This window comes from Prauserella oleivorans (genome assembly GCF_042685745.1).
Taxonomy (GTDB): domain Bacteria; phylum Actinomycetota; class Actinomycetes; order Mycobacteriales; family Pseudonocardiaceae; genus Prauserella_A; species Prauserella_A oleivorans.
On the sequence record NZ_JBHUNT010000001.1, the window covers coordinates 5,497,066 to 5,517,750 of the forward strand.

Sequence of the window (20,685 nt, forward strand, 5' to 3'; positions counted from 1 at the left end):
CACCGGGACCGGAATGCACCAGCACATCGCCTGCGTGCGGCGGGGATCGAGATAGGAGACCACGGGTGGCGTTGATGAGCCGGGTGGGCAAGCGGCTGCGCAGGATCATCCAGCGCCCGGCCAGTGTCGAGCTGACGCGGTACGAAGCGCTGTTGCCTGCCGTCGAGAAGCGGGAGCCGGAGCTCGAGAAGCTCAGCGACCCCGAGCTCACCGAGGCCGCGGCGGCCCTTCGGGAGAGCATGCGGGACGGGTCGTTCGGCGACGCCGAGCTCGTCGAGCTGTGCGCACTCGGCCGCGAAGCCGCCCGCCGGGGCCTCGGCGAGCGCGCCTTCGACGTCCAGCTCCTCGGCACGATGGGCCTGCTCACCGGGCACGTGGTGCAGATGCAGACCGGTGAGGGCAAGACGCTCGCCGGGGCGCTGGCCGCCGCCGGGTACGCGCTGCAGGGCAAGCGCGTGCACGTCATCTCGGTCAACGACTACCTCGCCCGCCGCGACGCCGAGTGGATGCGGCCGGTGTACGACCTGCTGGGCGTGTCGGTGGGCTGGGTCGAGCCGGCCCTGGACACCGAGGAACGCCGCGCGGCCTACGCCGCCGAGGTCTGTTACGGCGCGGTCAGCGAGGTCGGCTTCGACGTGCTGCGCGACCGGCTGGTCACCGACATCGCCGACCTCGTGCAGCCCGAGCCCGAGGTCGCGATCGTGGACGAGGCCGACTCGGTGCTCGTGGACGAGGCGCGCGTGCCGCTGGTGATGGCGGGATCGGTGGACGCCGGAATCGCCGACACCGAGGTGGCCAACATCGTGCGCCGCCTGCGCCTCGGCCTGCACTACGAGACCGACCCCGACGGCCGCAACGTGTGGCTGACGTCGGCGGGCGCGTCGGTGGTCGAGAAGGCACTCGGCGGCATCGACCTCTACGGCGAGGACGGATCGGAGCGGCTCGCCGCCGTGAACGTCGCCCTGCACGCGCACGCCCTGCTGACGCGCGACGTCGACTACCTGGTCCGCGACGGCAAGGTGCAGCTCATCAACGCCTCGCGCGGCCGGGTCGCCGAGCTCCAGCGCTGGCCGGACGGGCTGCAGGCCGCGGTGGAGGCCAAGGAGCAGCTGGCGCCCTCCGACCACGGCGAGATCCTCGACTCCATCACCGTGCAGGCGCTCATCGCGAGGTATCCGCAGGTGGCGGGCATGACGGGCACCGCGGTGGCGGTGGCCGAGCAGCTGCGGGAGTTCTACCGACTCGAGGTCGCCGTGATCCCGCCGAACACACCGAACGTGCGCGAGGACGCCCCCGACCGCATCTACGCCTCGCCGGGCCACAAGCTGCGCGCGATCGTGGAGGAGATCCGCGAGGTCCACGACTCGGGCAGGCCGATCCTCGTCGGCACCCAGGACGTCGCCGAGTCCGAGGAGCTCGCCGACAAGCTCGCCAAGGCCGGGTTGCCGTGCGTGGTGCTCAACGCCCGCAACGACGCCGAGGAAGCCGCGATCATCGCCGAGGCGGGCACCTACCAGCGGATCACCGTGTCCACGCAGATGGCGGGGCGCGGCACCGACATCCGGCTGGGCGGCGCCGACGGCGGCGACCGCGAGCGGGTAGCCGAGCTCGGCGGCCTGCACGTCATCGGCACCGCGCGCTACCCGAGCAGCCGGCTCGACGACCAGCTGCGGGGCCGCGCGGGCAGGCAGGGCGACCCCGGCAGCTCGGTGTTCTTCGCCAGCCTCAACGACGAGCTGGTGCTCGCGAACGCCCCGGACGTGCCCGAGGGCATCGAGGCCGACCCCGAGAGCGGCGAGATCACCGATCCGGCCGCGCAGCGGCAGATCAACCACGCCCAGCGCGTGGCCGAGGGTGTCGACCTGGAGATCCACCGCAACACGTGGCGCTACACCCGGCTGATCGAGCACCAGCGGGCCGAGCTGCTCACGTGGCGTGACGAGGTGCTGCGCACGGAGAAGGCGAAGGAGCTGCTGGCCGAGGCCGAGCCGACGCGCGTCACCGAGCTGACCGAGGCGCTGGGTGCGGAGAAGGTCGCGCGGGTGTGCCGCGAGATCATGCTGTTCCACCTCGACCAGCTGTGGGCCGATCACCTCGCGTTCCTCACCGACGTGCGCGAGACCATCCACCTGCGGGCGATGGCCCGCGAACAGCCGCTGGACGAGTTCCACCGCGCGGCGATCCCCGAGTTCCACAAGATCCGCGGGGAGGCCGAGAAGCGGTCCGCGAAGACACTGGTGGAGGCCGAGATCACCGGCGAGGGCATCGATCTGGCGGCCGCCGGGGTGCGCAGGCCGACGTCGACGTGGACGTACCTGGTGCAGGACAACCCGTTCGACTCCGACGCCGAGCAGGCGCTGAAGAAGGTGCGCGGGCTGCTGCGCAAGAAGCGGAGCTGAGACGCGTGCGCGCCGACACATGAAGATCGGCGCCCCGGTGCGGGACAATGGCCGCATGCCGCAGTTGCGAATCGCGTTGGCCCAGGTGAACACGACGGTCGGCGATCTGGCCGGCAACGCCGCGACGATCGTCGAGTGGACGCGCAGGGCCGCCGACGCCGGCGCGCACGTCGCCGTGTTCCCGGAGATGTCGGTGACCGGCTACCCGGTCGAGGACCTGGCGCTGCGGAAGACGTTCGCGCGGGCGTCGCGGGATCAGGTCGAGCTGCTGGCGCGGCGGCTCGCCGAGGCCGGCTGCGGCGACGTGCTCACCTACGTCGGCTACCTCGACCAGGACGAGGTGGGCCCGCGCAACGCGGCCGCCGCGCTGTTGGGCGGCGAGGTGGTGGCGAGCCAGTACAAGCACCACCTGCCGAACTACGGCGTGTTCGACGAGCGGCGCAACTTCAAGCCCGGCACCGAGCTCGACGTGGTCCGGCTGCACGGCCTCGACATCGGCATGGTGATCTGCGAGGACCTCTGGCAGGACGGCGGGCCGGTGGCCGCGCTCGGCGAGGCGGGGGTCGACCTGATCGTCTCGCCGAACGCCTCGCCGTACGAACGGTCCAAGGACGACGTCCGGCTCCCGCTCGTGGCGGGCCGGGCGCGGGAGGCGCGGGCACCGATCGTCTACACGAACTGGGTGGGCGGCCAGGACGACCTGGTGTTCGACGGCGACTCGATCGTCGTCGCCGCGGACGGCGAGCTGCTGGCGCGCGCGCCCCAGTTCACCGAGCACCTGCTGCTGACCGACCTCGACCTCCCCTCCGGCGGCCACACGGCGGTCGGGGAGTTTGCCGGGCTGCGCGTGAACCGGCGGGTTCTGAGCGACACCCCGGTGCCCGCCTACGAGCCGCTGAGCGGGCCGGCGATCAGCGAGCCGCTGTCCGACGAGGCCGAGGTGTGGTCGGCACTCGTGCTGGGCCTGCGTGATTACGTGCGCAAGAACGGGTTCCGGTCGGTGATGCTGGGCCTCTCCGGCGGTATCGACTCGGCGGTGGTCGCGGCACTGGCCGTGGACGCCCTCGGCCCGGACGCGGTGTACGGCGTGTCGATGCCGTCGGAGTACTCGTCGGAGCACTCCCGATCGGACGCGGCGGAGCTGGCACGCCGACTGGGCTGCCACTTCCGCGTCGAGCCGGTGGCGGACATGGTGCGGATCTACGTCGACCGGCTCTCCCTGACCGGGCTCGCCGAGGAGAACATCCAGGCCCGCGTGCGCGGCATGCTGCTGATGGCACTGTCCAACCTGGACGGCCACCTCGTACTGGCGACCGGGAACAAGACCGAGCTGGCCGTGGGCTACTCGACGATCTACGGCGACGCCGTCGGCGGGTTCGCGCCGATCAAGGACGTCTTCAAGACTCACGTGTGGACACTCGCGCGCTGGCGCAACGCCGAGGCCGACAAGCGCGGGGAGACACCGCCGATTCCGGAGAACTCGATCACCAAGCCGCCGTCGGCCGAGCTGCGCCCGGGCCAGCTGGACACCGATTCGCTGCCCGACTACGCGCTGCTCGACGACATCCTCGACGACTACGTGGAGGGCGACCGCGGCTTCGCCGACCTGCTCGCCGCGGGCTTCGACGCGGAGGTGATCGACCGGGTGGTGCGGATGGTCGACAAGGCCGAGTACAAGCGCAGGCAGTACCCGCCCGGCACGAAGATCACGTTCAAGGCGTTCGGCCGCGACCGCAGGCTCCCGATGACCAACCTCTGGCGGGAGACGCACTAGCAGCACGCGCGCGGGGTGTGGGGCTCCGGTCTGCCTGCCGCTCATGGTCTGCCGTCGGGCGCCGGGAAGGGACCGGCAGAGCCGGCCTCGTCGCCGCGGGGCCGTCGAGTGGACCGGCCACGCGCGTGGTCGGTGACGGTGCCGGCGACCGGCCCCGCGCGGCTGTCGGATTCCGTCGGTGCACCGGCGTACGGTGCCGGGTGTGGCACAGGGGTTCACACTGTTCGACACGGCGATCGGGCAATGCGGCATCGCGTGGGACGGCCGCACCGTCATCGGCAGCCAGCTGCCCGAGGGCAGCGCCGAGCGCACCCGTGCGCGGCTGGAACGCCGGTTCCCCGGAGCGGTCGAGCATGATCCGCCCGGCACCGTGCGGCGCGCGATCGCCGCGGTGACCGCGCTGCTGTCCGGTGAGGGCGCGGCCCCGCTGGCCGAGGTGCCGCTCGATCTGAGCCGCGTGCCGCGGTTTCATGCCCGCGTCTACGAGGTGGCGCGCACGATTCCCCCGGGCACGACGCTGACCTATGGCGAGATCGCGCGCCGACTCGGGGAGCCGGGTGCGGCCCGCGCGGTCGGACAGGCACTCGGCGCCAACCCGTTCGCGCCCATCGTGCCGTGTCACCGGGTGCTGGCGGCGGACGGCGGCACGGGCGGCTTCTCGGCGAACGGCGGGGTGGCCACCAAGCGGCGGATGCTGGAGATCGAGGGCGTGTACCTGGAGGAGCCGACGCTGTTCGACGTCTGACCGGCGTGTTCGCGGCGGGCGCTACGTCTCGGACGTCAGCGCGCCTGTCGCCAGGCCCTGGGCCACCTGGTCGGTGTAGGACTCGCCGAGTTCGGTCAGTCGGCGGAGGGCGTCGCGGAACCGCCGGAGCCTGCGGAACTGCTCGCCCAGCCTGCGTTGCGCGTCGAGGTCGAGCACGGGTATCTCTGCCCGGCGCACGTCGAGGCGGTGGATTCCGGAGACGGTGACCGACAGGGCGCGGGGTGACGGTGCCGCCGCGAGGTAGCCGGCCAGGAAATCGGGATCCAGCCGCCGGGAGTCCGGCCGGAGGAGATGCAGGTTGGGACCGAGCACCCAGCCGGGCTCGTCGACGACCATGGGACGCAGGCGCCCGTCACCGGCCGCGACGACGGGCAGCACGACGTCCCCCGGCTCCAGCTCGATCGGCTCGTGCTCGCCCGCTTCCGCGAGCCGTGCCGTCGGTGGCCTGCCGGTCGCCACGTCACGACCCGTCAGCACCAAGGGTCCGCTGCCCTCCTCGGTCGTCGCCGGCCGGGACACGGCGTGGGTCAGCGTGAGTGCGCCGGCGCGCGCGAGTTCGTTCACCGTGACGGTGGTGTCGTCACCACGCCCACCGGCGGCGACCTGCGGCAGCAGGTCCCGGATCGTGGCCAGCAGCTCCGCGATGTGCGCAGCCTGCGTGTCGAGCGCCGAGGGGTCCACGCGTGTAGCGGGAGTGGGCACGTGACGAGCCGGGGTGAGGTCCACCTCCTCGTCGAGGAGGTCGATCGGTTCCACCACGCGTCGCCGGCCCGGCACCTCGGCCACCTCACCGGTCTCGGCGAACTCCCGCCAGGACGCGCCGATCGCGTCGCGCAGTCCGGACCAGTCGACCTGGCCGCGTCGCTGCGGGCGCAGGTCGGTGACGTCCAGGAGCAGGACGGGACCACCGGCCTCCGCGTCCGGCGCCCGCAACACCCACAGCTGCAGGCCGATCCCGGTGGAGCGCAATGTGCCGGGCGGCAGCGCCACGATCGCCCGGAAGACACCACGGCGGAGCATGGTTTGCCGGATCGAGCGGCCGGAACGCCGGGAGGCGACACTCGCCGGCACCACGAGCACCACCGTGCCGCCCGGCTTCGCGTGCGCGAGACAGTGCTGGACCCACGCCAGCTCGGTTTCCGTCTTCGCCGGCACGCCGTACTCCCACCGGGGGTCCATGACGAGGTGTTCGTGGCCCCAATCGCGGTAGCCGAACGGCGGGTCGCACACGACCGTATCGGCCCGCAGATCCGGGAAGGCGTCGAACCGCAGCGCGTCCCCGATCACCACGTCGGCCTCGGCGTGCAGGGACAACCTCGGCACGGCGAACCGGCCCACCCACGCGTCGCTCTCCTGGCCGACGAGGCGGTGCGCACCGGCGCGGGCCGCCGCGGCCAGGAGCGCACCGGTTCCGCAGGCGGGGTCGAACACGGTCGCGCCCACCGGCCGCGCGAGTTCCACCATGAGCTCCGCCAGGTCGGGCGGGGTGGCGAACGGCGACAGTTGCTGCCGCGCGAACACCCGGTTCACCAGCGCGTCCATCACCTCGTCCGCGGGCAACGCGGCGACCGCGTCCAGCGCCGCGGCGACCTCGGGCGGCACCCGGGTCCGCCCGCCGGCCAACCGCTCGGCGACCGCCGCGGCGAGCTCGTCGATCGGTGACTCACCTCGGGCCGCGTCGAGCGCCCGCCACAGCTCGTCCACCGGCTCCAACGCGGTCAGCTTGCCCTGCGCGCGCAGCCACGCCTCCACCTCGGACCGCCGGAAGGCCGGTGAGCCGGCGCCCGCGACCGGCTCGGGAAAGTCCTGGTAGCGGCGGCGCCAGTTGCTGACGGCCGCTCGGCCGACGCCGGCGAGCCGAGCGACCTCGGCAGCCGTCATCAAGGACTCATCGGTCATGCCAACCTCCGCACACTGTACGCGTTACCGTAACACAGTCCCGAGTTCATTGTTGACTGTGAACTATCGCTAGTGTGTAATGCACGTGTACACATCCCGAGTACCGGTGAGGCTGTCCATGACCGCGCCCGACGCCCCCACTCCGAACCACGACGACATCGCCGCCCTCGTACCGGCCGCCGCGGCCGCCGACTCCCATGCGGTCGGGACGCTGCTCGGCCGGCTGCGACCGATGATCGTCAGCTACTGCCGGGGACGGCTCGGCCGTGGCAGCGGCCACCCAACGGCCGACGACATCGCCCAGGACGTGCTCCTGGCCGCGTTCCGGGCCCTGCCGCGGTTCGGCCACGCGCCGGAGACCTTCCTCCCGTACACGATGGGCATCGCGCGGAACAAGATCGCCGACGCGTTCCGGAAGGCGCCGCGGGACAGCCACGTTCCGCTGGAATGGGCAGCCGACGAGGCCGTCGCGGAATCCACCCCGGAGGCGGCGGCGCTCGACCGGGAGCGGCGGGACCACCTCGCCGCGTTGCTCGCGGAACTCACGCCCGCGCAACGGGAGATCCTCACGCTGCGGTTGCTCGTCGGCCTCACCCCGGCGGAGACCGCCGAGGTCATCGGCTCGACACCGGGTGCCGTGCGCGTCGGCCAGCACCGCGCCCTGAACGCGCTGCGGCGCCGGCTACGCGAGACGCGCTGTGCCTAGCGTTGTGCCTAGCGCCGGGCGAAGCGCCGCCAGGGCGTGAGCCACGGCGTCTCCGGCCAGCCCTCGGCCGCCGCCATGAGCGGCAACGCGGTGGCCCCGTCGATCGACTCCCGGAGGATGTCGGCCTGCCCGGCATGGCGCGCGGTCTCCTCGATCAGGTGCAGCAGCACCCACCGGACCGACCACGCCGCGACATCGTCCGGAAACCACGGGACGTCCTTCGGTACCGGAACGGGACGGCCGAGGTCGTCGATCCCGGCGACGATCTCCTCGGTGTCGGTGGCGACCCGCTCGTACTCGCCGATCACGTCGGCGAGCGTCTCCCCCGGCAACATCCGGAAGTCGCCCCCGTCACCGGGCGGCCGCCCGAGGACCGTGCGCATCCAGCCGCGTTCCACTCCGGCGACGTGCTTGATGATGCCGCCGACGGACAGCGAACTGACAGTCGGCCGCGCCCTGGCCTGCTCGTCGGTGAGGCCGTACGCCGCCAGGCACAGCACGTACCTCTGCTGGGCGAGATAGGCGAGCAGGCCCTCGCGTTCGTCGGCCACGGGATCGACCAGGCCGGGCACGTCAGCTCACCGGATCCCTCGGCCGCGGGCGGATGTCCCGGGTGATCGACACGAGGTAGGCAACCCCGCACGACAGCAGCGCCGTGCCGGCGAGGAGCTGTCCGCGCGCGGCGAGCCCCGCGAAATGGCCCGGGCCGAGCCAGCCCGCGAGGACCAGACCACCGAGCGCCACCGTGTTCACCAGGACGCTCAGCACCGGGATGACGCGCCACCGGCCGTGCCACCACAGCAGCACGGTCATCGGTCCCACCACGTAGAGCAGGCCGAACAGCAGGGAGACGACGAGGTTGACGACATGCCCGGTGGAGTAGCCGGCCCGCTCCCGGCACGCCTCGCTCGCCGACACGGCGCAATCGAGCGGGAACGCGCCCTTGGCGACACAGAGCAGGCCCAGCACCCCCACCGCGACGACCGTCGACCGCGCCGCCCGGTGCACGGGCGCCAGCCGGAGCAACGGTGGGACGGCGAGCACGAACGCGACACCGGTCAGGATTTCCGCGGTCCGGAAAACGGATGTGTACGGCTGGTCGGAGGCCGCCAGGTCGACGGTGGCCGCGTGCACCGGGGAAAGCCCCGTGTCGAGGAAGAACTCCAGGGTCCACGCGAGCTGCCCGAGTGTGCCGGCGCTCAACAGGCCGACGCTGGCCAGTCGTACCCCGAACAGGGTCGGAGGACGACGGAGATCGGGCAGCATGGCGAACTACTTATCATGGCCGCGCGGGAACTGAAACCCGAGGAATTCTCGTTTGCGTTCCGTTTACCGCGTAGTGCCTGGCCGAGCGTGTGAAGCTGGTCGCACGCGCTTGGTGCCCGGCGAGGCCGGTGCGACGCTCGACGGGCAACGATCCACGACCCGGGGACCTGGTGACAGGCCTCGAGGGAAGGACGGTCGACGACGATGTCCACGCCTGGGAACGCGCGTGCGGGCGAGGTAACCGCCCCCTACGGAACGGGACCTTCAGCGCAGGAGAAACCGCGGAAGAAGGTCCGCATTCATCATCTGCGGGAGCTCAAGGAACGCGGCGAGCCGTGGCCCATGCTCACCGCCTACGACATGTACACCGCCGAACTGTTCGACGAGGCCGGCATCCCGGTGCTGCTGGTCGGCGACTCGGCGGCCAACAACGTCTTCGGTTACGACACGTCGCTGCCGGTGACGGTCGACGAACTGTTGCCGCTGGTCCGCGCGGTGACGCGGGCCACCACCCGCGCACTGGTGGTGGCCGACCTGCCGTTCGGCTCCTACCAGCTCTCGCCCGAGCAGGCACTGCAGACGTCAGTGCGGTTCATGAAGGAGGGCCGCGCCCACGCCGTGAAGCTCGAGGGCGGCCGCCGGTTCGCGCCGCATGTCGAGGCGCTGACCTCCGCCGGGGTGCCCGTGATGGGACACATCGGTTTCACCCCGCAGAGCGAACACAACCTCGGCGGCTACCGGGTGCAGGGCCGCGGCGCGGCCGGGGACGAGCTCCTCGCCGACGCACTGGCGCTGCAGGCGGCGGGCGCGTTCGCGGTCGTGATGGAGATGGTGCCCGCCGAGGTCGCCAAGCGGATCACGCACGAGCTCACCATCCCGACGGTCGGCATCGGAGCGGGACCGGACTGCGACGCGCAGGTGCTCGTGTGGCAGGACATGGCCGGGCTCCGCCGCGGCAAGGCGCCTCGGTTCGTCAAGCGCTACGCCGACGTGGCGGGCGAGCTCACCAAGGCCGCCCAGGCGTTCGCCGACGAGGTGCGCCGCGGCGAGTTCCCCGCACCTGAGCACGCCTTCCACTGACGCCTGCCGTGCCCGGCCGGTGCCACCCGCGCACCGGCCGGGCGCGCCACGGCTAGCCTGCACCGCATGGACGAGCTGTATCCGGCGATCACTCCCCACGAGCACGGCATGCTCGACGTCGGAGACGGCAACCGGCTGTACTGGGAGGTCTCCGGAAACCCCGACGGCAAGCCGGCCGTCGTGCTGCACGGTGGCCCCGGCAGCGGGAGCGCACCGCTGTCGCGCAGGCATTTCGACCCGGCCGCCTACCGCATCGTGATGTTCGACCAGCGCGGCGCGGGACGCAGCACACCGCACGTCAGCGACCCCGAGGCCGACCTGGCCACCAACACCACCTGGCACCTCGTCGCCGACATGGAACGGCTGCGCGAGCACCTCGGCATCGAGCGCTGGCTGGTCTTCGGTGGCTCCTGGGGCGCCACCCTCGCGCTCGCCTACGCCGAGAGCCACCCCGCGCGTGTCAGCGAGATCGTGCTGCGCGGGGTGTTCACCGCCCGGCCCAGCGAGCTCACCTGGATCTACAACGGCGGGGCGGCCCACCTCTTCCCCGTCGAGTGGGCCGACTATCTCGCGCCGGTGCCCGAGGACGAGCGTGGCGACCTGCTCGGCGCGTACCGGCGGCTGCTCGACGATCCCGATCCGGACGTCCGCAGGCGCGCCGCCGTGAGCTGGAGCGCGTGGGAGGGCGCCATCGTGTCGGTGGTGCCGCAGGCCGGTTACCGCGCCGGGTACAGCGCCCCGGCCTTCGCGGTGCCGTTCGCCCGCATCGCGCTGCACTACTTCACGCACGGGGCGTGGCTCGACGACGGGCAGCTCATCCGCGACGCCGGCAAGCTGGCCGGCATTCCCGGCGTCCTGGTGCAGGGCCGCTACGACGCGGTGTGCCCACCGGTCACGGCCTACGAGCTGCACCGGTCGTGGCCCGGATCCCGGCTGGTGCTCCTCGACCACGCTGGGCACGCCATCACCGACCCCGGCATGCTCGCGGCGCTGCGTGAGGCACTCGACGGTTTCGCCCGCACCTGAACGCCCGCCGTCACCGCCCGGCGTTGAGGGCGAGCCACAGTTCGGCCCGCACGCCCGGTGAGTCGAGGTCGCGGCCGAGCAATTCGGCCACGCGGGCCATGCGGTTGCGCAGGGTGTGCCGGTGGACGCCCAAGGTGGACGCGGCGGCGTCCCAGTGTCCATTGTGCTCGAGCCAGCGGTACAGGGACGTTTCCAGCTCGGGGCGTCCGGCAGCACGCAGCGGAGCGAGCGACTCGTCGGCGAACGTCCGGGCGGCCTCGGTGCCGAGCAGGCCGAGCAACCCGGCACCGGCGTGCTCGGGATAGCGCACCACGGGCTTGCCGTCCGCACGTGCGACGTTCGCGGCCTGTTCCGCCTGCCGGTGACCGGCGGCGGTGCGCTCGGCGTCCACTGTGGAGGACACGCCGGCGTGCAGGCCCGGGACGCGGCCGGGCAGCCGCAGGGCCGCCGACACGTCGCCGAGGACGACCACTGTGGACTCGTGCTCGGCGACCAGCGACGCCTGATCCGGTTCGGTCTCCAGCGCGTCGAGGGCCGCGGCCAGCGCGTGAGCCGGGCCGGCGAGCACCACCACCTGCCACCTCGGCGCCGGTGCCGTGCCCGCGACGTCGCGCAGAGTGGCGAGAGCGAGCTCGACGTGCCCGTCGAGCAGGAGGCGCAGCAGCCCGCTGCGGAGTCCGCGGAGCTGCGCGCCGTGGGCGCGGTCGCGTTCGAGCGAGAGCGACAGCAGCGCCGCGGCCGTGGCGACGAGGTGCTGGTCGGCCGCATCGAGCCGGGTGGAGCGGCCGACGGCGAGAAACCCGCGCGTGCGGGTACCGAGCGCCTGCAACACCACCTCGTCACCGTCCATCGTCAGCAGCCGCGATCCGCTGTGGGCGCGATCGAGTTCCGCGCGCACGGACGTGGCCTTCGCCGCGGCGGCGGCCGGTGCGGCCTCCCGCACCGTGCCGGCGGCGTCGACCAGCACCACCCACGCGTCGACGAGCCGCGCGAGCCTGCGCACGAGCGCGCCGGCGCCGTCCGGCCTGCGCAGCGCGGTGCGCGTCAGCTCCCGCTGTCCTCGGCCGGTCCGGACGAGCGACTCGTACTGCTCGGCCGCGAGCGCGGCCGACACCGCCCGCGAGATCGCGATGAACGGCGTGGGCCGGGGCACCTCCAGCAGCGGCAACTCCACCGCGTCGGCGGCCGCGATCAGCGCGCGGGGCACCCGCTCGTGGCTCAGGCCCACACCGAAGCCGAGTCCGGCGACGCCCGCGTCCGCGAGCCTGCGCACGTAGGCGTCCGCGGGCTCGGTGTCGCTGCCGAGCCCGGTGGTGAGCACCAGCTCGCCGCCGTCGAGGAACGCCGTGGGGTCGGCGAGCTCGGTCGGGTGCACCCAGGAGATCCCGCGGTCGAGTCCCGCCGCGCCCGCCAGCACGCGCAGGCCCAGCGCGGTGTCCCCTGCCAGGCTCCGCAACGTGACTGCCACGATGTCGAATCGTAGCCGCCGGATTGGACATCTCGGCAGGCTGACCGCACGGGCCGCCCCCAGCATGCTGGGCACATGACCGCTACCACCCCACGCCGCGCGCACGCCGCGCCCGGACGGCAGGCCCACCGACCCGTGCGAGCCTTCGGGGTCGCCGCGTGACCGCCCCGTTCTGGATCGCGGGCAAGCCGGTGTGCGGCACCGAGGCGGCCGTGGTCCGGCATCCCTACGACGACACGGAAGCCGGCAGCCACTACGTCCCGGCCGAGTCCGACGTCGAGGCCGCGGTAGCCGCCGCCGACGCGGCCCGCGCGGAGGCCGCGGGCCTTCCCGCCCACGTCCGCGCGGGCGCGCTCGACCACGTCGCGCACGCCCTGACCGGGCGTGCCGAGGAGTTCGCCCAGCTCATCACCGCCGAGTCGGGCAAGCCGATCCGCTGGGCGCGCGCCGAGACCCTTCGGGCGGCCTCGACGTTCCGCTGGGCCGCCGAGGAGGCCCGCCGCTTCTCCGGCGAGCTGCAGCGGCTCGACACCGACCCCGGCTCCACCGGCAGGCTCGCACTGGTCCGGCGGGTGCCGCGTGGCCCGGTGCTCGGGATCACGCCGTTCAACTTCCCGCTCAACCTGGTGGCGCACAAGGTGGCGCCCGCGATCGCGGTGGGCGCGCCGATCGTGCTCAAGCCCGCACCCGCCACGCCCTTGACAGCACTTGCCCTCGGCGAGGTGCTGGCCGAGACCGATTTGCCCGCCGGGTGCTGGTCGGTGCTGCCGGTCGGCAACGACGACGCCACGCGGCTCGTGACCGACGCCCGGCTGCCGGTGGTCTCGTTCACGGGTTCGGTACCGGTCGGCTGGAGCATTCGGGAAACTGCGGCACGCAAGCACGTCACGCTGGAACTCGGCGGTAACGCGGCGGTGATCGTCTGTCCGGATTGGACCGACCTGGACGCCGCGGCGGAGCGGATCGCCATCTTCGCCATGTACCAGGCAGGTCAGTCGTGCATCTCGGTGCAGCGGGTGTACGCGCACGACGACGTGGCCGACGACCTCACCGAGCGAGTGGTCGCCCAGGTCCGCGCGATGGGGACCGGCGACCCGCGCTCGGCGGAGACCGCCGTCGGCCCGCTGATCGACATCGCGGCGGCGCGCCGGGTCGAGGCGTGGGTCGCCGACGCCGTGGCCGCGGGTGCCCGGTGCCTCACCGGCGGCGAGCGCGACGGCGCGACTGTGGCGCCGACCGTGCTGGCCGGCGTCCCCGAGGACGTGTCCGTCATGGCCGACGAGGTCTTCGGGCCGGTGGTGTGCCTCAACGCCGTCGGGTCGGTGGACGAGGCGTTCGACCGGGTCAACGCCTCCCGGTTCGGCTTGCAGACCGGGGTGTTCACGCGCGACCTGCCGACCGCGTTCGCGGCGTCGGCACGGCTCGACGTGGGCGGCGTGGTGGTGGGCGACGTGCCGAGCTTCCGGGCCGACCAGATGCCCTACGGCGGCGTCAAGGACTCCGGCACCGGCCGGGAGGGCCCCGCCGCGGCGATGGCCGACCTCACCGAGGAGCGCGTCACCGTCCTCACGGGACTGCTGCTGTGAGCGCCGCCGACAGCTCGCGGTAGGCGTCCACAAGCGACGGCCCATACCAGGTCAGGTAGCGGCCGGACACGAGAACGTACGGCACGTCGGGAAAGAACTGCGGGCCGTCGTCGTCGGTGAACTCGTACGGTTCATCGGGCAGCACCAGCAGGTCGGCCTCGCCGGCCGCGAACCGGCTCCGCAGCTCGTCGAGCGGAGGGCGCGGGTAGCGGTCGGCGTGGTCGACGTAGGCGTTGCCGACGCCCAGGCGGTGCAGCACGTCCCCGCCGAACGTGTCCCGGCCGAGCACGACCCACGGCTTACGCCACACCGGCACCACCGCCCGCACGCGAGGTGGGCGCGTCACCCGCCAGAGTTCCTCCGCCTCCACCAGCCAGCCGGGAGCCTCGATGCCGAACGCACCGGTCAGCACGGCCCGCAGCGACCCGAGCGCGTCCGGAACGGTCGCCGGTGCGGCCATGACCCACACGGGCACTCCGGCCTCCCGCAGCCGCCGCACGTCCTCGGGCCGGTTCTCCTCGGAGTTGGCGAGCACGAGGTCCGGCCGCAGATCGAGCACGGCGCCCACCTTCGGGTACTTGGACCCGCCGACCCGCGGCACGTCCAGCCCCGGCGGGTGCGTGCAGTAGTCCGTGGCGCCCGCGAGCACGCCCGGCACCGTGTGCTCGACCGCCTCGGTGAGCGCGGGCACGAGCGACACGACCCGCCGCGGCGGGCCCACCAGCGGAACGTCGGCGCCCAGATCGTCGGTCGGTGTCGTCATCGGCAGTACTCCAGCAGGACGTCGGCGTGACACGGTTGCGGGGCGCACCAGCAGCCGAGCGCGCGGCCGGACAGCTCGCCGGCCTGTAGTCGGCCCACCAGCTCGGGGCGCCCTTCGAGGTACTCACGATAGTGCCGGATCATGGCGTCGCGGTCGGTCTTGGCCTCCTTGACGAACGGGTTGGCGAAGTCGGACTCCGGCCAGGAGTGCCGGTTGCCGGAGTGTCCGACGTAGACGATGAGGTCGTGATCGACGAGCCAGGGCACCAGGTGTTTGTGCGGCCCCGACTTACGCACGTTCACCACGACGCTCTCGCCCGCCCGCACCCGGTCGCACAGCTCGCGCTCGGTCGCGGTCCACCGGTCACGCTCGCTCAAAGGACACCTTCCGCTTCGCCACGTCGACGGCCGTGAGCCGCACCGAGACCCGCCCGCTGTCGGGAAAGCCCGGCCCGGTGCACTTGCCGAGCACCGGCGGGTCCTCGAGGAACACCTCGGCCTTGCCCTCCTCCGCGCGCAGCACCACGGCGTCGAACGTCCGTCCGATGTGTTCGGCCAGCACCCACGCCTCCACCTGGTCGAGGCAGGCGCGTTCGACGCGCGCGGCCAGGTTGTCGGAGAGGCTCATCAGCTCGGGCAGGTCGGCGAGGGCGGCCCGCACCCAGCCGGGCACGGGCCGGTCGTGAGTCACGGCGAGACAGATCTCGGTGGCGAACCGGTCGACGAGCCGCCGGATCGGCGCCGTGACATGCGCGTACGGGCGGCCGATGCCCGCGTGGCCGGCGAATTCCGGCACGTCCCCGTCGAATGACGTGTAGCCGGCGCCGCGCAGCAGCCGCGTCGTGCCCGCGTGCAGGGCCAGCGATGCCGGATGGCGCGGATCCAGCCCGGCCAGCAGTTCGGCCACGGAGGCCCTCGGCGGCCACTCGATGCCGAGCGCGTCGGCCGACCGGCGGAGCCAGTCGAGGGTGCCGTTGTCCGGCTCGGGCAGTGTGCGCAACACACCGATGCCCGCGTCGAGCATGATCGACGCCGCCGCCATCCCGGTGAGCAGCGAGATCTCCGCGTTCCACAGCTCGACGTCGTTGCGCGGCCTGCGGGCCAGCACCCAACCGCCGAGCGGGGCCTCGGTGATCTCCTGTTCCGGCAGCTGCAGTTCGACCGCGCCCCGCCGGACGGCGTGCTGTCGCCGCAACCTGCCGAGGTCGGGCAACGCGGTGATGGACGGGTGTGCCGTGCCCGCCGCGAGCGCGGCCGCCACGGTCTCGTAGTCGAACCGCTCGACCGAGCGCACGAGCGCCCGACGGAGCCGGACCCCCGTCGGCTCGCCCATGGAGTCGGTGTCGATCGTCCAGAGCACCGCGGGGCGGACCGCGCCGGGAAGGAGGCTGGCCGCCCCTTCGCTCAGCTCGGCGGGGTGCAGTCCGAGGTTGCCGTCGGGCAGGTAGAGCGTCTGGCCGCGCCGCCTGGCCTCGGCGTCGATGGCACCCCCGGGACGGACGAAGGCGGCGAGGTCGGCGATGGCGTACTGCACCCGGAACCCGCCGCCCGCGCGGCGTTCGAGGAGCACGGCCTGGTCGAGATCCTTCGCGCCCGGCGGGTCGATGGTGACCAACGGCAGCGCGGTGGCGTCCTCGCGATCACCGTCGTCCGCCGGGTCGCCGGCCACGGCTTCCGCCTCCGCCAGCACGTCCGGGGGGAACGATTCCGGCAGCTCGAATTCGGCACGCAGCGAGGCGAAGTCGCCGGCGCCGGGTGTACGGAGGACGACACCCACACCTGCACCATAACCCGGCACGGCGGTGGACATGACCTGATCGAGTACGGGTTGCCCGGGTGTACCTTGCGGTTCACAGATAATGAAAACCAATACCGACTTCGGGAGTTGACCGTGAAAGTCGCCTTCGTCGGCAAGGGCGGGAGTGGCAAGACGACGCTGAGCGGGCTGTTCACGTCGTATCTGGTGCACGAGGGCGCGCCCGTGCTGGCCATCGACGCCGACATCAACCAGCACCTGGCCGTCGCGCTCGGCGCCTCCGAGGAGGAAGCCGCGGCGCTGCCCACCCTGGGCGAGCACCTGCCGCTCATCAAGGAGTACCTGCGCGGCGACAACCCTCGGATCCCCAGCGCCGAGGCCATGATCAAGACGACGCCGCCCGGCCGCGGGTCCCGGCTCATCACCCCACGCGAGGACAACCCGATCACCGACGCCTGCGTCCGCGAGGTCGGCGGCGCCCGGCTGGCGGTGACCGGGCGGTTCACCGACGACGACCTGGGCGTCGCCTGCTACCACTCCAAGACCGGCGCCGCCGAGCTCCTGCTCAACCACCTCGTCGACGGACCCGGCGAATACGTGGTGGTCGACATGACGGCAGGCGCCGACGCGTTCGCCTCCGGCCTGTTCACACGGTTCGACGTGACGTTCCTCGTGTGCGAGCCGACCGTCCGCAGCGTCGGCGTCTACCGCCAGTACACCGAGTACGCGAAGGACTTCGGTATCCGGCTGGCCGTGGTGGGCAACAAGGTCACCGACGAGGAGGACGTGGACTTCCTGCGCGAGGAGGTCGGCGGCGCCCTGCTCGGCTGGCTCTCCAGCTCCGGCCACGTGCGGGCCGCCGAACGCGGCCGGCCGCGCCCTATCTGCGAACTGGAGCCGCACAACCTCGGCACCCTGCGGACCATGCGGTCCACAGTGGACGCCACCGAGCGGGACTGGCGGAAGTACCAGGCCCAGGCGGTGGAGTTCCACCTGCGCAACGCCCGTGCCTGGGCGGGATCGGAACTGGCCGAGCAGGTGGACCCGGACTTCGTCCCGGAACCGCCGGCCCTGGCACATCGCTGACGAAAGACACCTCTGCCCGCCGGCGCGGCCGTCGGCGCGGTGACGACAGACGGCGTGTTCCGGCCGGTCGTGCGGTGATGCGTCCCGGCAGCGCGGCCGCCCCCTTCACCCGGTGGGCGGCCGCGCGGCGGTCAGTCGTCGTAGTCCTCGCCGCGCCATTCGGCGTCGGCGCGATCGGCGGCCCGGGTGCGTTCGCGGGCGAGTTCGAGGGCACGGCGGGCGGTCGCCTCGTCGGGGTACGGCCCGAGCCGATCGATCGAACGCGACAGCCGGCCGTGCTCGACCTCACCGGTCCGGGTGTTGTACCACCAGCCGGGCGCCGGGTTCGGATCTTTGCTGTGCTTCGCCATACCTCGAGCGTGGCACAGAGCGCTCACCTGCGATAGCGGTAAGGGATCTCGGTCGGCTCGTCACCCGTGGGCCCGAACGCGGTGCCGCCCTGCGCGGCTTCGCCCGGGAGCTCGTCGAACCAGCCCCGCTCCGCCGTCCGGGCAGGCTCCGGTGGCTGGGCGGCTTCGGGCTGAGCGCTCTGCGCCGCCGGTTCGCCGGACGTCCCAGGGTGCGCGGCTCCCTGCGATCCGGCGGCAGGCGTCGATCCGGAGGCCGGCTGCGCCCCCGGGGCAGGAGGTTCGGCAGCACGTGCGGCAGACGGCTGCGACTGGTCGCCACCCTGGCTCTCAGCGGACCCCTCCGGCTGCCGGGGCTCCGCCGACCACGCCGTACCGGGCTCGATCCGGACCGGGGTCGCCATCCGCTCGCCGGCCGAACCCGAGCCTCCCGAAGCAGGCGAGCCCGCCGGCTCACGCTCACCGGAGGCCGCTCCACCGGACTCCACGCCGCCCGGCCCGCTCACACCCGGACCACTCGGCGACAGGGACGGCGCCGTCGGCGGCGGTGGCAGGGGCGGCGCGGCCGGAGGCGTGGACGACGCCGGCGCGCTGCGCCACACCGGCTGCGGCCCGATGTTCATCGGCGCCGGCCTGCCCTGCTGGGGCCCGGCGGCGGGCCGGGCCGCCTGCCGTTCGCGCACGATGGGGTCCAGGCACGACACGAGCACCGTCGTGTTCTCCGGGTCCTCGACCTTACGGCCGCTTCGCTCGCGGTACACCATCTCGCCGTCCGAGTCGATCTCCACGAGGTAGCCCGCCTCGGCAAGCTGCTCCTCGTCGAGGTCGGTGAGCCGCTCGGGACGCGAAGGCACCACCCGGTACGACGGCCACGACAGGCGGGCGTGCGTGTCGTGGAACTGGGCCAGCAGGTTCACCATCTGTTGCTGCCACGGCAACGGCATGCCCTCGGCGATGGCCCGGGGCAGGACGACGTAGCCCTCGTCGACTCCGGGCAGGCCGCCGCGGCGCAGGTAGTCGGCCAGCGGCGTGCTCGACGCAGGCGGCGCGCTCCTGGGCGCGGGCGGCGGACCGAACATCGCGAGCGGGTCCATCTCGAGTCCGGGCTGCCTGCCCTTCCCGCGTTTACCCCACTTCTTGCCCACGACTCACTCTCCCTGCACTCACACGCCTGGCCTGACCGCCTGCGGGACGAGCTCGGCCTCGTCCCACGACACATCTCGAACATGCACCGGCACACCGGACTGCTGGGCCTCGACCATCTTCCCGTCACCCAGGTACATCGCCACGTGGTGGATCGTGCTCGGGTTGGACGGGTCGTAGGCCCAGAACAACAGATCACCGGGTTGCGCCTGCTCCACCGGCAGCATCGCGCCCGCCTTGTACTGATCCCTGGACACGCGCGGCAGCGTGATCCCGGCCGCCTCGTACGCCCGGAGCATCAGGCCCGAGCAGTCGTAGGAGTCCGGGCCGGTCGCGCCCCACACGTACGGCTTGCCGCGCTCCCCCAGCGCGAACTCGATCGCCCGGCTCGCGGCGGCGTTGCCGGGCAGCGCCGCGCCCGCGCCCTCGCCGCAGCCGGTGGCGTCCTCGACCTGGCCCATGTTCTCGACGAGGTGGACAGCCATCGGCTCCCAGCTGTGATAGCGATCCGGGAAGGCCGAGCGCTCGACGGCCTGTGCCGCGTCGCCCGGCCGCATATCCTGCCAGTCCGGGATCGCCTCCAGGACGTCGTAGAACTTGTTGACCTGGTACGGCGGGTTGGTGACCTGCGCGACCGTGCCCCAGCCCATCGACGGGCGCATCTGGAAGATCCCGAGCGAGTCGCGGTCGCCGTAGGTAAGGTTGCGCAGCCGCGACTCCGTCATGCCCGCCTGGATGGCGATCTGCCACGCCCGCGGCGACAGGTCGCGCTCCTTGCCGATCTTGATGATCAGCGCGACGATCTGCCGCTGTTCCTCGTCGAGCTCGGCGGCGTCGGCGGCGCCTTTGTCCTGCTGGCCGAGCTGTGTGGGGCCGATCGCGGCGTCACAGCTCAGCGGCGTGACGCCCATCGCCTGCTGCCGCGAGCTGTCGATGATCGTGATCATGCCGACCGCCAGCACCACGGTCAGCACGGCCGCGGTGACGCACCCGAAGAGCAGTCCTGCCCGCACGGCTACCCCGCCTGGTCGTAGTGGGCGACGCGCCAGCCCACGTCCGTGCTCACCACCGTGATCGTCAGGGTGGGGCCGTCCGTGGGCACCTCGACCTCGACGGAACTGGTGAACGACTGCGTGGCCCGCGGCGGTCCGGCGACGCGGGTCGCCGGGATGTTCGCGAGGTTCACGCTGCGCATGACCGGCAGGTACTCCTCGGTGGTGTACGGGCGCATGCCCTCGAGCCACTGGTCGATGGTGATGCCCTGCGGGTGGTCGACCCACGCCGCCGCCCACTGCTCGGCGACCCGCAGGGCCTGCGGGTTGGGTGGCGCGCTCGTGGGCGAGGCCAGCGGCGCGGTGAGCCGGGTCGGGAGTGGACTCGTGCTCAGCGCGGCGTCGTCGCTGGTTCCCGTGGCGTTGCCGGTGGTGTCGGCGGCGGGCGTCTGCCTGTCCTGTCCGCCCTGGCCGTCCAACAGCAGCCGGGGCACCACGATGCCGGCCGCGACGATCACGGCCACCACCACGATCAGCGTCCCGATCAGGTGCGACGGCGAGCGAAGCGGCCAGCCCCACAGGCGGCGGTAGACGGCCGCGCGGCCGCGATTGGTGCGAATCGGCATCGT

Annotated in this window: 19 protein-coding genes; 8 read left to right on the forward strand and 11 right to left on the reverse strand. The window is 72.7% G+C overall.

The window, feature by feature from the left end; translation table 11 throughout:
- Positions 1 to 65 precede the first annotated feature (65 nt).
- From secA2 to ACFSZT_RS26980, 3 genes are all read left to right on the forward strand, one after another.
- Entirely contained in the window at positions 66 to 2,399 is a 2,334-nt protein-coding gene (secA2, locus tag ACFSZT_RS26970) for an accessory Sec system translocase SecA2 (RefSeq protein WP_377393520.1), read from the forward strand.
- A 55-nt stretch (positions 2,400 to 2,454) separates the two neighbouring features.
- Positions 2,455 to 4,173 carry an NAD+ synthase gene (locus ACFSZT_RS26975; protein WP_377393517.1) on the forward strand — a complete coding sequence of 573 codons (1,719 nt, stop codon included), beginning with the start codon at positions 2,455 to 2,457 and terminating at the stop codon, positions 4,171 to 4,173.
- Positions 4,174 to 4,375: 202 nt separating this feature from the next.
- The gene (locus tag ACFSZT_RS26980) at positions 4,376 to 4,918 is read left to right on the forward strand and encodes a methylated-DNA--[protein]-cysteine S-methyltransferase (RefSeq protein ID WP_377393514.1); all 543 of its coding nucleotides are present in this window, start codon (positions 4,376 to 4,378) and stop codon (positions 4,916 to 4,918) included.
- Positions 4,919 to 4,939: 21 nt separating this feature from the next.
- Here ACFSZT_RS26980 and ACFSZT_RS26985 read toward each other — a convergent pair whose 3' ends face one another.
- Complete coding sequence (locus tag ACFSZT_RS26985) at positions 4,940 to 6,838, reverse strand: N-6 DNA methylase (protein ID WP_377393511.1); 1,899 nt, start codon at positions 6,836 to 6,838, stop codon at positions 4,940 to 4,942.
- A 118-nt stretch (positions 6,839 to 6,956) separates the two neighbouring features.
- Here ACFSZT_RS26985 and ACFSZT_RS26990 point away from each other — a divergent pair, with 118 nt between their 5' ends.
- Positions 6,957 to 7,544, forward strand: coding sequence for a sigma-70 family RNA polymerase sigma factor (locus ACFSZT_RS26990; protein ID WP_377393508.1), 588 nt, complete (start codon positions 6,957 to 6,959; stop codon positions 7,542 to 7,544).
- A gap of 8 nt (positions 7,545 to 7,552) precedes the next feature.
- Here ACFSZT_RS26990 and ACFSZT_RS26995 read toward each other — a convergent pair whose 3' ends face one another.
- A complete protein-coding gene (locus ACFSZT_RS26995) occupies positions 7,553 to 8,116 on the reverse strand; it encodes a DinB family protein (RefSeq protein ID WP_377393505.1) in 564 nt (187 codons plus the stop codon).
- 1 nt (position 8,117) lies between these two features.
- Entirely contained in the window at positions 8,118 to 8,810 is a 693-nt protein-coding gene (locus ACFSZT_RS27000; RefSeq protein WP_377393502.1) for a DUF998 domain-containing protein, read from the reverse strand.
- Between the two features lie 204 nt (positions 8,811 to 9,014).
- Between ACFSZT_RS27000 and panB the strand changes: the two genes are divergently transcribed.
- On the forward strand, positions 9,015 to 9,890 hold the full coding sequence (gene panB, locus ACFSZT_RS27005) for a 3-methyl-2-oxobutanoate hydroxymethyltransferase (RefSeq protein ID WP_377393499.1): 876 nt from the start codon (positions 9,015 to 9,017) through the stop codon (positions 9,888 to 9,890).
- Between the two features lie 66 nt (positions 9,891 to 9,956).
- A complete protein-coding gene (gene pip / locus ACFSZT_RS27010; protein ID WP_377393496.1) occupies positions 9,957 to 10,916 on the forward strand; it encodes a prolyl aminopeptidase in 960 nt (319 codons plus the stop codon).
- Between the two features lie 10 nt (positions 10,917 to 10,926).
- Here pip and ACFSZT_RS27015 read toward each other — a convergent pair whose 3' ends face one another.
- Positions 10,927 to 12,384 (reverse strand): PucR family transcriptional regulator, encoded by a 1,458-nt coding sequence (locus ACFSZT_RS27015; RefSeq protein ID WP_377393493.1) that lies wholly within the window; start codon positions 12,382 to 12,384, stop codon positions 10,927 to 10,929.
- Between the two features lie 158 nt (positions 12,385 to 12,542).
- Between ACFSZT_RS27015 and ACFSZT_RS27020 the strand changes: the two genes are divergently transcribed.
- Positions 12,543 to 13,970 carry an aldehyde dehydrogenase family protein gene (locus tag ACFSZT_RS27020; RefSeq protein WP_377393490.1) on the forward strand — a complete coding sequence of 476 codons (1,428 nt, stop codon included), beginning with the start codon at positions 12,543 to 12,545 and terminating at the stop codon, positions 13,968 to 13,970.
- On the opposite strand, the gene ACFSZT_RS27025 is transcribed toward ACFSZT_RS27020, so the two are convergent.
- From ACFSZT_RS27025 to ACFSZT_RS27035, 3 genes are read right to left on the reverse strand one after another with little or no spacing between them, the layout of a single operon-like run.
- Positions 13,951 to 14,733, reverse strand: coding sequence for a helical backbone metal receptor (locus ACFSZT_RS27025; protein WP_377393487.1), 783 nt, complete (start codon positions 14,731 to 14,733; stop codon positions 13,951 to 13,953). The genes ACFSZT_RS27020 and ACFSZT_RS27025 overlap by 20 nt on opposite strands.
- The gene (locus tag ACFSZT_RS27030; RefSeq protein ID WP_377393484.1) at positions 14,730 to 15,110 is read right to left on the reverse strand and encodes a DUF4326 domain-containing protein; all 381 of its coding nucleotides are present in this window, start codon (positions 15,108 to 15,110) and stop codon (positions 14,730 to 14,732) included. The genes ACFSZT_RS27025 and ACFSZT_RS27030 overlap by 4 nt, the downstream gene beginning before the upstream one ends.
- A complete protein-coding gene (locus ACFSZT_RS27035; RefSeq protein ID WP_377393481.1) occupies positions 15,097 to 16,509 on the reverse strand; it encodes an RNB domain-containing ribonuclease in 1,413 nt (470 codons plus the stop codon). Before ACFSZT_RS27035 ends, ACFSZT_RS27030 begins: the two co-directional genes overlap by 14 nt.
- 114 nt (positions 16,510 to 16,623) lie before the next feature.
- On the opposite strand from ACFSZT_RS27035, the gene ACFSZT_RS27040 reads away from it, so the two are divergent.
- A complete protein-coding gene (locus ACFSZT_RS27040) occupies positions 16,624 to 17,574 on the forward strand; it encodes an ATP-binding protein (RefSeq protein WP_377393478.1) in 951 nt (316 codons plus the stop codon).
- 131 nt (positions 17,575 to 17,705) lie between these two features.
- Here the strand turns inward: ACFSZT_RS27040 and ACFSZT_RS27045 are convergent, their stop codons facing one another.
- The 4 genes from ACFSZT_RS27045 to ACFSZT_RS27060 are packed head-to-tail and all read right to left on the reverse strand — an operon-like array spanning position 17,706 to position 20,682.
- Positions 17,706 to 17,924: a hypothetical protein gene (locus ACFSZT_RS27045; protein WP_377393474.1), complete on the reverse strand. Its 219-nt coding sequence runs from the start codon at positions 17,922 to 17,924 to the stop codon at positions 17,706 to 17,708.
- 23 nt (positions 17,925 to 17,947) lie between these two features.
- On the reverse strand, positions 17,948 to 19,066 hold the full coding sequence (locus ACFSZT_RS27050; protein ID WP_377393471.1) for a hypothetical protein: 1,119 nt from the start codon (positions 19,064 to 19,066) through the stop codon (positions 17,948 to 17,950).
- Between the two features lie 18 nt (positions 19,067 to 19,084).
- Entirely contained in the window at positions 19,085 to 20,077 is a 993-nt protein-coding gene (locus ACFSZT_RS27055; protein WP_377393468.1) for a C40 family peptidase, read from the reverse strand.
- A gap of 2 nt (positions 20,078 to 20,079) precedes the next feature.
- Positions 20,080 to 20,682 carry a hypothetical protein gene (locus ACFSZT_RS27060; protein WP_377393465.1) on the reverse strand — a complete coding sequence of 201 codons (603 nt, stop codon included), beginning with the start codon at positions 20,680 to 20,682 and terminating at the stop codon, positions 20,080 to 20,082.
- Positions 20,683 to 20,685 lie beyond the last annotated feature (3 nt).